The sequence below is a fragment of the Acidiphilium cryptum JF-5 genome, assembly GCF_000016725.1.
In the GTDB taxonomy this organism is placed as follows: domain Bacteria; phylum Pseudomonadota; class Alphaproteobacteria; order Acetobacterales; family Acetobacteraceae; genus Acidiphilium; species Acidiphilium multivorum.
This window is the reverse complement of record NC_009484.1, coordinates 716679-729506: the sequence shown is the minus strand read 5'-3', so window position 1 is coordinate 729506 and position 12828 is coordinate 716679. Positions and strand designations below refer to the sequence as shown.

The window sequence follows — 12828 nt, the reverse complement described above, 5'->3', positions numbered from 1 at the left end:
CCCGCTCAGCGGAGCGGCTTGGCGAAGCCGAACAGGGTGATCGCGAGGCCCTCGCGGAAATAGAACCGGTGCGCCCGCTCGCGGTGGGTGCCGGATTCGAGCGTCAGGCGGTCGCAGCCGCGCTGGCGCGCCTCCGCCTCGCACCAGCCGAGCAGGGCAGCGCCATGCCCAGCGCTGCGGCAGTCGGGATCGGTGACGAGATCGTCGATATAGAACCGATACCCGTTCGCCGTGTCGTGAAAGGCGCGGAACACCGCCAGCGCGCGTGGCACCGCCGCCTCGTGCAGCAGCGCCATCTCGGCCCCCTCGGCCAGGATCGTGCGCATCGCGCCTTCGTAGTCGGCCGGAAGCTGCGGGCGAAGCACCCGGTGCAGCGTCTCGCCCCGGCCGAGCCATTCGGCCAGATCGTCCGAGCGCGCGGTGAGATGGACGATCGCCGGCGTCATCCGCCGAGCAGCGCCACGGCATCGCCGAGCAGGGCGGGATTGCCGAGCGCCAGCGCGGTGCCGTCGCTCTCCAGCGTGAGCTCAGCGCCCCGCCAGTCGGTCATCGCCCCGCCCGCCGCCTCGATCACCGGCGCCAGCGCCGACCAGTCCCAGGGCTTGAGATCGGCCTCGGCGACGACGTCGATCTGCCCGAGCGCCAGCAACCCGTAGCCATAGGCGTCGCCGCCATAGGTCACCCGCCGGCAGGCGCCGGCAAGCCGGCGAAAGCCGCCGAACTGCGGTTCGGTAAACATGTCGGGCGAGGTGCAGGACAGTTCCGCCTCCGCCAGCGACGCCACCGCCCGCGTTCCCGGCGCGCCGCCATGCGGGCCGGAAAAGCGCAGCTCGCCCTCATGGGCCAGCCACCGCTCGCCGAGCACCGGCTGGTCAATCAGGCCGAGCACCGGCCGTCCATGCTCCAGAAGCGCGATCAGCGTGGCGAAGACCGGCCGGCCGGTGATGAAGGCGCGCGTGCCATCGATCGGGTCGATCACCCAGGTGAAGCGCCCGCCTGCCTTGCCGCCCATCTCCTCGCCGATCACGGCATGGTCCGGGCAGCGTTCGGCCAGAACGCGGCGGATCGCGGCTTCGGCGCCGCGATCCGCCAGCGTCACCGGACTGGCATCCGCCTTGGTATCGACGTCGATCCGCGCGCGGAAATGCGCGCGGATCACCGCCCCCGAGGCATCCGCCGCGGCCGAGGCCACGGCGACCGGATCAAAGCTCATTTGAAGGTTTCGGGATGGTCGGACTGCTGGTTGAGATAGGCGATCATGTTGGCGCGGGCGACGTTGTTCTTGATGCCCGGATAGGCCATGTGCGTGCCCGGCACCGCCTTCATCGGATCGTAGAGCCACTCGTTCAGCTCATGCGCGGTCCAGTCGCCGGTCGCATGCTTCTTCGCGGCCGAGGAGAAGCTGTAGCCCGCCGCCGCGAACATTTTCGCGCCGACCACGCCGTAGAGATTGGGGCCGACGCCGTTGGCACCGCCCTTGTTGATCGAATGGCAGGCCGAGCACTGCTGCTGGAACATCGCCTGGCCCTTGGCCGGCGCGGCGCTGGCCAGCAGCGTCTTGACCGAAGGTGCGCTGGAATCGAGCCCGGTCGGCGCCGCACCGGCGGCCGTCGCCGTCGTCGCGGCGGGGCCCGCAGCGGCGGCGAGGTTCACCGGATGGTCGGACTGCTTGTTGAGATAGGCGATCACATCCGCCCGGGTCTGGTTGTTCTTGATGCCCGGATAGGCCATGTGCGTGCCCGGCACGGCCTTCGTCGGCGCGTAGAGCCATTCGTCGAGCTCGTGCGGCGTCCACTTGCCGTCGGCATGCTTCTTCGCCGCGCCGGAGAAGGTGTAGCCGGCCTTGGCGAACATCGGCGCGCCGACGACACCGTAAAGGTTCGGCCCGACGCCGTTCGCCCCGCCCTTGGTGACCGTGTGGCAGGCCGAGCATTGCTGCTGGAAGAAGGCCTCGCCCTTGCTGGCATCGGCGCTGGCATAAAGGGTGGTGATCACCGGCGCGCCCGAATCGAGGCCCGCTGGCGCCGCCCCCTTCGAGGCGACGGCCGAACCGCCGGCGCCCGGCTTGGGCAGCGGGATCGGGTTGTCCGAGAGGGTGCGCAGATAGGCGATCGCGTCGGCGCGGACATTGTCGTTCTTGATGCCCGTGTAGCCCATGCGGGTGCCCGGCGCGAATTTCTGCGGGTCATCCAGCCACTCGTTCATCTTCTGGTAGGTCCACACGCCGGAGGCCGCCTTCGTCACCGCGCCGGAGAAGGTATAGCCGGCCTTCTTGAACATCGGCTCGCCCATGACGCCGTAGAGATTCGGCCCCACGCCGGCCGCGCCGCCCTTGTTCAGCGTGTGGCAGGCCGCGCATTGCTGCTGCACGAAGGCCTCGCCCTTCTTCACGTCGGCCTTGACGATCAGCCCGTCGATGGAGGGAATGCCGCTGGTCTTGGCCGCGACGGGCGCCTCGGCGGTCTTGATGACCGGCTTCTTGACCTCCTTCTCGCCGGTCATCACGCCAGCGATATGGATCGCGATCCAGACCAGGAGCCCGGCCGAGAGAATGCCACCGGCAATCTTGTTCAGCAGCAGCGGGTCGCGGCCCTTGCCGCCGTGTCCGGAAGACGGGTGGTTCTGATCACTCATAAGCGCGGTCCCTCCAAAGCTTTACGGACGGATGTATAGCGATTTAGGAAAGTGCGACAAGCGATAACAGTCGCGTTCGCCATGCGACCTTCATGGAGGCAGACATTCCGGCTCCCATCGTTCTGATCCCGGCACGGCTCGGCTCGACCCGCCTGCCCGGCAAGCCCCTCGCCGATATCGGCGGAATTCCGATGATTGTCCATGTCCTCCGCCGCGCCGGGGAAGCGGCGATCGGCCCGGTCGCGGTGGCCTGCGCCGAATCCGCGATCGCCGACGCCGTCCGCGCGGCCGGCGGCACCGCGGTGCTGACCGACCCCGACCTGCCGAGCGGATCGGACCGGATCCACGCCGCCCTCGCCACGATCGACCCGGCTTGCGTTCATGACATCGTGGTGAATCTCCAGGGCGATCTTCCGGGCTTCCCTCCCGAATCGCTGCGCACCCTGATCGCCGTGCTCGACGATCCGGGCTTCGACATCGCCACCCTCGTCGCCCCCGTCACCACGGCGGAAGAGGCCGCCTCCCCCTCGGTGGTCAAGGCGGCCTGCGGCTTCGGCGAGGGGATCGCCGCCCCCGCGCTCTATTTCTCGCGCAACCCGATCCCCTCGGGGCCGGGGCCGCTCTGGCACCATGTCGGCGTCTACGCCTATCGCCGCGCCGCACTCGACCGTTTCGTCGCGGCACCGCCCTCGCCGCTCGAACTGCGCGAAAAGCTCGAACAGCTCCGCGCCCTCGAACTCGGGATGCGGATCGGCGCGGCGCGGATTGACCGGGCCCCGTTCGGGGTCGATACCCCGGAAGACCTCGACCGCGCCCGCAGGAACCTTGCCGCATGACAACCCGAATCGCCTTCCAGGGCGCGCCCGGCGCCTATTCCGACCTCGCCTGCCGCACCGCCTATCCCGGCATGGCCACCCTGCCCTGCCAGACCTTCGAGGCGGCGATCGAGGCGGTGAAGACCGGCGAGGCCGAATTCGCCATGCTGCCGACCGAGAACTCGCTCGCCGGCCGGGTGCCGGACATGCACGCCCTGCTGCCCGAGTCCGGGCTTTCGATCATCGCGGAGCATTTCCAGCGGGTGGAGCACTGCCTGCTGGCGCCGCGGGGCGCCAGCCTCGCCGGCATCCGTCAGGTGCATTCCCATGCCGTCGCCCTCGGCCAGGTGCGCGCGCTGATCCGCGAGCTCGGGGCCCAGGCCGTGGTCGAGGCGGATACCGCCGGCTCGGCCGAACTCGTCGCCCGCTGGAACGATCCCACCCGCGCCGCGATCGCCTCCTCCCTCGCGGCCGAGATCTACGGGCTCGACATCCTCCGCCGCAACGTCGAGGACGCGGCGCACAACACCACCCGCTTCTACGTCATGGCCCGCACGCCCCGCCTGCCGCCGCCGGACCAGGCGGACCTGATCACCTGTTTCGTCTTCCGCGTGCGCAACGTGCCGGCCGCGCTCTACAAGGCGCTCGGCGGCTTCGCCACCAACTCGGTGAACATGACGCGGCTGGAGAGCTACATGGTCGGCGGCCAGTTCGCCGCCACCCAGTTCCTGAGCGAGATCGACGGCCACCCCGAACAGCGCCACGTGCGCCTCGCCCTCGAGGAGCTCGATTTCTTCTCGCGCGAAATCCGCATCCTCGGCGTGTATCCGGCGGCGCCGTTCCGCCTCCAGCAGCGCGCGACCGGGCCCGCCGCGGATTGAAACCTCTGGTGGAAAAATCGGAAAATATTCGTCAATTTCAGGATTTTTCCGAAAATCGAGCCATATTTCGTTTGTCATGACGGAACAGTTCTGCTAACGCGCCTTTAAATTCGGGCGTAAAAACCACGCCTCCTTGGCGGCCGCCGGCTCATGATGACCGGGCCGGGCCGTTGGAGATGCGCGATGGCGGACCACCCGACGACAGAGTTCTTCCGGCCGGACACCACCCCGTCCGCCGACTGGGGCGCGGCCGGCAACTGGAGCGGCGGCACCGTTCCCTCCGCCGGCGTCACCGCCGAGATCGTCGGGCTCTTCGCCTCGATCGACCCGACCATGACGATCGAGACCGCCATCCGCCTGGAGGGTGGCGCGGACGCGGCCGGGCTGGTCGGCAACGGCGGCGCGGTTGCCCTGGGGCGAAACTCCTGGCTCGACGTCGCCGCCGCCGCCGACCTGTTCGCCTATGATTCCGCCGTCGGCATGGGGACCATCTCGCTCGCCTGCGACGCGACGCTCAATGTCGTGGTCGATCTCGGCGCCCTGACCGGGTTGCCCGGCGCGGCCCCGCCCAGCTTCGGCAATGACGGCACGATCGATATCGGCGCCGGCGCGCTGGTCGAGATCGGCGGCACGGCATTCGACAATCGGGGCACCGTCGATATTGCCGCGGGCACGCTCGCCGTCGAGGGCGGCGCCGTGCAAGGCGGCGGGCTGATCGCCCTGAGCGGCGGCGCCTCCGCCCTGCTGGCCGACGGCGTCGCCGGCCAGACCTTCCTGTTCGGCCCCGGCGGCGGGACGCTGACGCTCGAAGATCCCTATCTCGGCCGTGGCGTCACGATCGCCGACCTCGCGCCCGGCGACACGATCGTCCTGCCGACGCTGCGCAACGGCGAGGTCCGCGAGACCGGCGATGCCGTGAGCCTCATCGACGCCGCCGGCCATGTCGACGGGCAGTTCGTGCTCCGGGACGCGGCCGGCTTCCATGTCGAGACCGGCTCCGGCGGAACGACGATCAGCGGCGGCGCCTACGATCCCCCCTGTTTCGCGCGCGGCACCCTTATCCTGACCCGCGAAGGGCTTCGCCCGGTCGAAACCCTCGCCGCCGGCGACGAGGTCGTCACGGCCGACGGAAAGCTCGTGCCCGTCATCTGGACCGGTTCGCGCACGCTCGATCTCGCGATGCACCCGGCGCCCGAGAAGGTGAAACCCGTCTGCTTCGCGCCCGGATCGATGGCCGACGGCGTCCCCGCCCGCCGCCTGCGGCTTTCGCCCGATCACGCGGTCTGGTTCGACAACCTCCTGATTCCCGCCAAGTTCCTCGTCAACGGCGCGACCATCACGCAGGACGAGGCCTGCCTCGCCATCACCTACTACCATGTCGAGCTGGCCCGGCACGACGTGATCCTGGCCGAGGGCGCGCCATGCGAGAGCTACCTCGACACCGGCAACCGCGCCGGCTTCACCACGGCGCAGGCCTGGCCGGTCCGCGATCTCCGCTGGGACCGGGATGCCTGCGCGCCGCTCTGCACCGGCGGGCCGGCGCTCCTCGCGGTGCGGCAGCAGCTGCATCATCGCGCGCTGTCCGAAGGCTTCCGGGTCGGCACCGTCCGGGACGCCGCGCTGTGGACAGGAGGCGTGATCCTGCCCGTCGAAACCGCAGACTGGCTGTCCCTCCCTTCCGGGCATGACGGCAGGGCCATTCTCCGGTCATCGTGTTTCGTGCCGGCCTGCGTCGATCCCGCGTCCGATGACCGGCGCACCCTCGGCGTCGCCCTCGCCGCGCTGCAGACCGACCTCGGCGAGATTCAGCTCGACAACTGTGCCGTCCAGGGTTTCCACAATCGTGCGTCAGGCGACGCGGCAAGATGGACCAATGGCCGTGGCGAAATCATGCTGCCACGCCAGGCTCGGCGCATCCGTGTCTGCCTCGAAGCCTTCCCGCGCCTCTGGCAGCGGGCCGGCGGATAGCATAGGAATCGTCGCAGCCGGTGAGATGTTCAATCTTTAATGTAATATTAACTTTTTCGGAGACCGCCTCGTCCAAATTTCAGCTTCGCAACCTGCTGATTCTCGCTTACGAACATCACAAAGGGTGAATTTTTTTTACTCAATTTGATTTAGATCATAAAAAAGTTTTGAATTTCGATTACTATTTGGTAATATACTCTTAGGAATGACAGGAATCGCTGCAATGGCCCTCACCGACACCGACGCCCCCGATTTGACCACGGAAGATGCCGGTAAGACCGAGCGTTCGCCGACGCGGTACAGCCGCCGCCTGTCGGACAAGATTCTCATCGCCTTTCACCATGCCTGCGACCAGGACGATTACGAGATCGCCGAGGATCTGCTGGCGATCCTGGAGCGGTTGCTGACCCGGCGCTCGATCCATCCGGACGCGAACCGGCGCAAGAGCATCGAAAGCCTCGTCGCCGCGCATGAGCGGCTCTGGCACCTGCGCCACCCGGAGCGGAAATACGGCTGACCGGGCCCGCCCGCGCCGCTCAGGCCGGCGGCAGCAGCGGTCCGAATCCCCGCCGGTGATGCGGGGTAATGCCGAGACCCAGGATGGCGTCTCGATGCGTCTTCGTTCCATACCCTGAATTCCGCGCCCACCCATATCCCGGATAGCGCCGGTCGAGCCGGCTCATCGCCCGGTCGCGCACCAGTTTCGCCGCGATCGAGGCCGCCGCGATCGAGAGCGAAAGCCCGTCGCCGCCTACCACCGGCGTGCAAGGCATCGGCAGATCCGGCGCCACCTGCCCGTCGACCAGCACATGATCCGGCCGAACCGCCAGGCGCGCCACCGCCCGCCGCATCGCCAGCAGGCTCGCCTGCAGGATATTGAGCCGCGCGATCTCCGCGACGGAGGCCGCCGCCGCCGAGATCGCGGCGCCGGACTCGATCAGCGCGGCCAGCGCCGCCTCCCGCTGCGCCGGCGAAAGACGTTTCGAATCATCGATCAGTGCCGCGATCTCCGGCGGCAGGTCGGCGGGCAGGATCGCCGCCGCCGCCACGACCGGCCCGGCGAGCGGCCCGCGCCCCACCTCGTCCACGCCGGCCACCACGCCGCCCAGCGCAAGCTCGCGGCTGAAATCAGGCATGCGGCTCGACCCGCGCCCGGCGAGGTTCGCGCGCATTCGCCTCGACCAGCGCAACCAGCCCCGCGAGAATCTGCCGTGGCGCGGGCGGGCAGCCGGCAATCAGCAGATCCACCGGAATCACCGCCTGCACACCGCCGAGAACCGCCGGCACGCCCTTGAACACGCCGCCATCGAGCGCGCAGTCGCCGGCAGCGACGACGAAGCGCGGCGGCGCCATCCCGGCGAGGCTCTTGCGCACCGCCTCGGCCAGGTTGCGCGTCGCCACCCCGGTGACGAGCAGGATATCGGCGGCGCGAAGATCCTCCACCATCGCGATTCCGTGCGCCGCCATGCCGCCGCGCAGCCGGCGGCAGGCCGCGATCTCGATCTCGCAGCCGCCGCAACTGCCGGCATCGACATGCCGCACCGCAAGGCTGCGGCCGAGCAGCGCCTGGCCGGAGGCCGCCAGCCGGGCGCTCAGCACCCGGACGGGATCATCCTCATCCATCGATCGCCCCCGGCGGCAGCGCGTAACATTCGGCCAGCATGGCGAACGCCTCCATTTCCAGCCCGACGGCCGCATCCTCCAGCGCGCGGAACCGCCCCGCGGCGGGATCGATCAGCGCGGCGGCGGCAATCTGCCCGTCATGCAGCTTCACCCAGTGATGCACCATGCCCCGGGCGCAAGCGGCGGAGCCGAGTCCGCGGGCGCTCACCGGCGGCAGCGGCGCGACGATTTCCCCCGCCGGCGCGGCGTCGATCGCGGGCGCGATGCCGGGCGCGAGGGCGATGATGGCCCGCGCCCGCTCCCGCGCCAGCGCCGAAGCCGGCCCGAGGGCGTGGCGCACCCCGAACCCGCCGATCCGCCGCGCCGCCGCCGCCGCATCGTTCAGGGCCGAGGCCAGCGCCGGCAGCGCCTCCATCCGGGCATCGACATCGATCCCGCCGGGAATGACGACATCCATCATCAGCCGGTGGCCGAACAGCACCGCGACGGCGGCGGCGATATCGTCCCGCGCCCGGCCCAGCCGCGCGGCAAGGCCGGCATGACCGGCGATGTCCAGCGTCCCCGCCAGCGCGAGCAGATGCGCCGTCACCTGCTCGATCTCCAGCATCGCGGCGCGCAACGCCGCGGCGCGGGGCGGGGCGGCGCCGTCGCCCGCCGCCTCGGCCGCGCGGGCGAAGGCGAGCGCGTGCGCGACCACGGCATCGCCGGCCAGGCGCGCCGCGAAACGCGCGGCCGCGCGCGGCGACTTGCCGTGCAGCAGCGCGGCGACATCGCGATGGGCATAGCCGTGCCGATGCTCGAGCCGGGCGATCCGTCCCGCCTCGATGGTGAAGCGGCGATGAACCGGCCGGGCGATCAGCCCCGAAACCGGCCCCTGCCCGACCTGAAACGCCCCCTCGCCCGCCGGTTCGGCGAAGCGCGGCCAGGCGGCGTCGCCCTCGCCGTGGCGGACGGCCGGGCGCGTGTCGGCCGCGCCCGTCGCAATCGCGCCATCGCGCTCGGCGGCCAGCCGCTCGAACCAGGAAGCGGCGGGAATGGACGGGGACAGGGCGGGAAACGCCTTGTCCGCCAGCGTCACCGCGACCAGCAGCGGCGCGGCGCGGAAGAACAGCGCATGGGCGCGGCCATCGGCCACGAACAGGCCGGCGAAATCCGCCGGATCCACCAGCGTCGCCAGGTGCTGCCAGTCCGCCGGCGTCAGCAGATGCAGCGCCGCCCCGCCGCAGGGCTCGACCGTGGATGCGGCCAGCAGGCCGGCGATCTCGGCGTCCCTCATCGCAGCCCCGCCACCGGCGCCGCCCCGAGCACCACCATCAGGAGGAGCAGGCCGAGCACGGCCGCCCCGCGCATCGGCACGCTCTCCGCGCCGGGTGGCGCGGGTGCCGTCAGCGCGCGCGCGCCGCCCGCGCCGATCAGCGCGACGAGGGAGGCGGCCAGCAGCGGCGACAGGGAAGCGGCCGCGCCAACGATGCGGAAATCGCCGGCGAACACGCCGAAGGGCGGCAGGCCGGCCAGCGCCGCGATCGCCCAGATCCGCAACCCGCCCGCGCCGGATAGCGCGACGGCGACCCGCCCGAGCGCCACACCCACGAGAATCGCGATCGCCCCCTTCACATCGCCCAGCCCGAACCCGACCATCGCCGCGCCGCCCTGCAGCAGCGCGAGCGCCTCCTCCGCCGGCCAGCGCCGCCAGAGCAGGGCCGCACCTCCGATCACGCCGAGCAGCCCCGCCGCGAGGCCGAGCCGATCCGGCGCCACCCCACCCAGCAGGGCCACCCCCAGCGCCGCCAGCGCGAGGACGATCCCGGTCCGCGGCGCGCCGCGCGGCAGGACCAGCCGCAGCGCCCCCAGGACCGCCGCCGCGATCAGGAGCTTCGCGGCATAGACCGCGATACCCTCCGGCCAGCCCAGCGGTGCCGTGGCATGCGCGAGGCCGGGCGGCGCGACGAGGGCGACCAGCAGCGCAAGGGCAGCGGCCCGGCGCAGCATGGCTTCGACAACGAAGACCGCGCGGTCCGGCCCCGCATAATCGCCCGGCACCGGCGCGGAACCGGGCCAGGTCAGCAACACCCCGAGCACCGCGAGAACGGCTTCCGGCGTCGCCCCGCGCGGCGCGGCGGCGAGCGCGGCAAAGGCGAGCAGCCAGGCGAGATCGGCGCCGAGACCGGATGCGGCCAGCCGGGCGGCGGCGAGGCCGGGCATGGCCGCCCCGGCGTCGATCCCCGCCATCACCCGCATCGCCCGCCCGAGCGCGAGCAGGCCGATGAACAGCGCCGGGCCGGCGCGCCCGGCGGTCAGTTGCCCGGCCGCGAAACCGGGGATGACGACGATCAGCATGACCGTCGCCGCCAAGGCGGCCAGCGGCCAGATGCCGTGCAGCGGCGAGGCAAAGGCAGGGCGGATGCGGCGCTTTCGCGCAAGGCGGCGGAGATCGCGCAAGGGCTGCGCGAAGGTGACACCTGGCGCCCCGGCCAGCTGCCCCGCCAGCCGGGCGCGGGCGCATTCGAGCAGCACCGCGAACCCCGCCAGCAGCGCCATGTTCATCCCGGTCGCGATGGTCCGGCTTGCGAGCAGCGCCGGGCTCATGGCCGCCGCCAGCCCCGGCGCGAGATCCGGACCCGCCGGACGAACCACGATGCGGCCCCCCGCAGCGGCGCGGCAAATCCCGTCGCGTTGATCTGCGTGACCGGATCGCCGAACGGCAACCATGCGGGCGGCCGGGCGAACCCGTCCTCGAAGGCCGGCGCCTCGATCGGCCCGGCGCGCAGGCTCCAGCGCCACAGCCCCAGCAGCACGCCGAGCGGGATCAGGAGCAGGAACGGCGCGGTGACGAGGGCAAGCGCGGCGACGGCGGCGGCCGGCAGGCCGAGCGCGACGAGATCACGGCGCGGCAGATCCTCGGCGGCGGCGGCGCGCAGGCTGCGCGGCCGGCCGAGGCAGACCAGCGCGAAGAGCCCCACCGAACCGAACCCGGCCAGCGCGAAACCGCCGGCAAGGGCGATGGCGGCCAGCGCGCCCGGCCAGCCGGCCCGCAGCGCTGCCGCGAACACGCCCTGAAACGCGACGAAGCCCGGCCCCGGCGGCAGCAGGCTCGCCCAGAAGGCCGCACCGCCGAAACACAGCGCGAAGCCGGGCATGCCGCGCGCGAGCCCGCCCAGCCAGTCCGGCGCGCGCGAACCCGTCACGTCCTCGATCCGCGACGCCGCAAGCGCCAGCGCCGGCGCCGCCAGCGCGCCGGTCTCCAGCGCAAGCCGCATCGCCCCGGCATCGCCGAGCCCGGCCGCCATCAGCGCCAGCCCGGCAAGGCCAAGCGCCGCGCCCTGGGCGAAGCGGAGCAGATCCCCGCCCAGCGCGGCGAGGAGATAGCCGGCCGGGAACAGCGCCGCTCCGGCCGCCAGCAGGATGCCGGGCTGCCCGAGCGTCTCCGCCACCGCGAGCAGCGTCGCCGGCAGCACCGCCAGCGCAGCGGGCGCCGCGGCGCGGTGGCGAGCGGCCAGGAAACCCACGATCAATGCCGCAAAAACAAGCGTGTAGAGATTATTGGCGAGAATTGCGATGAGGCCGGCGAGCATCAGCACCGCGGAAACGCCCAGACCCGGCGCCGCCAGCAGGCCGGCGGCGCCCCCCGCCAGCACGGCGGCGATGAGGCCCGCCCGGCCCGGATCGACGGCCAGCGCCAGCCCGCCCGCCGGACCGAGTTCCGGCACCGAGACCGCCAGCCGGCCGGTCAGCACAACCGCGCCCCCCAGCGCCAGCACCGCCCCGGCCAGCGCCAGGCCGGCAGCAGGAACGGGCGCGATCGACGACAGTCGCGCGAGCGGACGGGGCGCGGGGCGTGCCATGTCCCCTTGCTAGCAGGGCCCGGCCGAGTCGGGTATGTCGTGGATGTGACCGTTCAGCCCGGAGCCGCGTGGCGCTGCAACCGCCGCGCGGCCACCAGCACCGCCAGCAGCGCGAGATCGGCCGCGACGAAGGCCGCCGGGCTGATCCGCGCGGTCGAGAGATTGGCATCGAGCACGCGCCACGGATCGATCCCGGAATTGAGCGCATACCATCCCGCCTCGCCGCCGGCGGTGATCGCCACGGCGCCAAGGGCAAGGACGAGAATGCCGGCCAGCGAGCGCCGGAACCCCGGCGGCGCCAGCCGCCAGAGCATCAGCCAGACGAACAGGCCGAACGGCACCATCGCCGCCGAGACGTCGATCTTCTGGGTGAGGAAGAAATGCCAGATCGAGAGCGCGGCGATCGGATAGACCAGCCGGTGCAGCGCCTTCCACCGCCGCCCCAGCCGCGCCATCGCCGCATCGGTCGAGGTCGCGGCCAGCGCCACAAGCCCGATCGTCGCGATGGTACCGAGGATGAGGTAAAACACCGTAAACATCTGATTCAAAACGAATCCGATGGCATATCCCTCATCCGCCGCGTACAGGATCACATGCGCGAAGGTGTAGAATGCCGCCGCGAGGCCCAGCATTCGCCGCAACATCGCCAGCCGCATCCAGTCGAACACCGCCCGCGCCGGTGTGATGGCGAGGCCGAGCAGCAGGAAACGGATCGCCCAGAAGCCGGTCTGCAGCATCAGCTCATGCGTCGGCCGTCCGCCGAGATGTCCGGTTTGCCGCTCCCACAGCATATAGGCCGCCGGCGCGGTGCAGAGCGCGAGGGCAATCGTCTTCAGCCAGGAAAACCGCCCGGCCGGCGTGCGCCAGGGCGCGCCGAAGACGCGGGCCTGGCGTTTCGGGCGAACGCGGACTTCAGCTTGCGGGGCGGCATTCGGCATGGCGGCTCGGATTCCGGTGTGGGAGCAGAAATATGCCCTGAATTCGCCTCGCCACCCCCATCCGGATGCGGATGAGAGCAAAATTCCGTTCAACATTCCGCGCTTGACCGTTCGGGGTGGCGGCTCG

The 12828-nt window shown here is 71.3% G+C and carries 13 protein-coding genes; 4 read left to right on the top strand and 9 right to left on the bottom strand.

What is annotated here, in order from left to right; genetic code table 11:
• Nucleotides 1–5 precede the first annotated feature (5 nt).
• From ACRY_RS05675 to ACRY_RS05665, 3 genes are read right to left on the bottom strand one after another with little or no spacing between them, the layout of a single operon-like run.
• Nucleotides 6–446, bottom strand: a complete 441-nt coding sequence (locus ACRY_RS05675) for a GNAT family N-acetyltransferase (RefSeq protein ID WP_011941667.1) — start codon at nucleotides 444–446, stop codon at nucleotides 6–8.
• On the bottom strand, nucleotides 443–1213 hold the full coding sequence (locus tag ACRY_RS05670) for an inositol monophosphatase family protein (protein ID WP_011941666.1): 771 nt from the start codon (nucleotides 1211–1213) through the stop codon (nucleotides 443–445). Before ACRY_RS05670 ends, ACRY_RS05675 begins: the two co-directional genes overlap by 4 nt.
• Nucleotides 1210–2634, bottom strand: coding sequence for a c-type cytochrome (locus tag ACRY_RS05665; protein ID WP_007423152.1), 1425 nt, complete (start codon nucleotides 2632–2634; stop codon nucleotides 1210–1212). Before ACRY_RS05665 ends, ACRY_RS05670 begins: the two co-directional genes overlap by 4 nt.
• Nucleotides 2635–2726: 92 nt before the next feature.
• Between ACRY_RS05665 and ACRY_RS05660 the strand changes: the two genes are divergently transcribed.
• The 4 genes from ACRY_RS05660 (at nucleotide 2727) to ACRY_RS05645 (ending at nucleotide 6815) form a co-directional block, all read left to right on the top strand.
• Nucleotides 2727–3470, top strand: a complete 744-nt coding sequence (locus ACRY_RS05660; protein ID WP_007423153.1) for a 3-deoxy-manno-octulosonate cytidylyltransferase — start codon at nucleotides 2727–2729, stop codon at nucleotides 3468–3470.
• Nucleotides 3467–4330, top strand: coding sequence for a prephenate dehydratase (locus tag ACRY_RS05655; protein WP_007423154.1), 864 nt, complete (start codon nucleotides 3467–3469; stop codon nucleotides 4328–4330). Before ACRY_RS05660 ends, ACRY_RS05655 begins: the two co-directional genes overlap by 4 nt.
• A 183-nt stretch (nucleotides 4331–4513) precedes the next feature.
• Nucleotides 4514–6298 carry a Hint domain-containing protein gene (locus ACRY_RS05650; protein ID WP_011941665.1) on the top strand — a complete coding sequence of 595 codons (1785 nt, stop codon included), beginning with the start codon at nucleotides 4514–4516 and terminating at the stop codon, nucleotides 6296–6298.
• A gap of 223 nt (nucleotides 6299–6521) precedes the next feature.
• Nucleotides 6522–6815 (top strand): hypothetical protein, encoded by a 294-nt coding sequence (locus tag ACRY_RS05645; protein WP_007423156.1) that lies wholly within the window; start codon nucleotides 6522–6524, stop codon nucleotides 6813–6815.
• A gap of 19 nt (nucleotides 6816–6834) precedes the next feature.
• On the opposite strand, the gene ACRY_RS05640 is transcribed toward ACRY_RS05645, so the two are convergent.
• From ACRY_RS05640 to ACRY_RS05615, 6 genes are read right to left on the bottom strand one after another with little or no spacing between them, the layout of a single operon-like run.
• Entirely contained in the window at nucleotides 6835–7434 is a 600-nt protein-coding gene (locus tag ACRY_RS05640) for a ribonuclease HII (protein ID WP_011941664.1), read from the bottom strand.
• A complete protein-coding gene (locus ACRY_RS05635) occupies nucleotides 7427–7921 on the bottom strand; it encodes an NADH-quinone oxidoreductase subunit B family protein (RefSeq protein WP_007423158.1) in 495 nt (164 codons plus the stop codon). The genes ACRY_RS05640 and ACRY_RS05635 overlap by 8 nt, the downstream gene beginning before the upstream one ends.
• Nucleotides 7914–9197, bottom strand: a complete 1284-nt coding sequence (locus ACRY_RS05630) for a Ni Fe-hydrogenase III large subunit (RefSeq protein WP_011941663.1) — start codon at nucleotides 9195–9197, stop codon at nucleotides 7914–7916. The genes ACRY_RS05635 and ACRY_RS05630 overlap by 8 nt, the downstream gene beginning before the upstream one ends.
• The gene (locus ACRY_RS05625) at nucleotides 9194–10507 is read right to left on the bottom strand and encodes a hypothetical protein (protein WP_011941662.1); all 1314 of its coding nucleotides are present in this window, start codon (nucleotides 10505–10507) and stop codon (nucleotides 9194–9196) included. Before ACRY_RS05625 ends, ACRY_RS05630 begins: the two co-directional genes overlap by 4 nt.
• Nucleotides 10504–11763, bottom strand: coding sequence for a hypothetical protein (locus tag ACRY_RS05620; protein WP_011941661.1), 1260 nt, complete (start codon nucleotides 11761–11763; stop codon nucleotides 10504–10506). The genes ACRY_RS05625 and ACRY_RS05620 overlap by 4 nt, the downstream gene beginning before the upstream one ends.
• A gap of 53 nt (nucleotides 11764–11816) precedes the next feature.
• On the bottom strand, nucleotides 11817–12701 hold the full coding sequence (locus tag ACRY_RS05615) for a sulfite oxidase heme-binding subunit YedZ (protein ID WP_013639870.1): 885 nt from the start codon (nucleotides 12699–12701) through the stop codon (nucleotides 11817–11819).
• Between the last annotated feature and the right edge of the window lie 127 nt (nucleotides 12702–12828).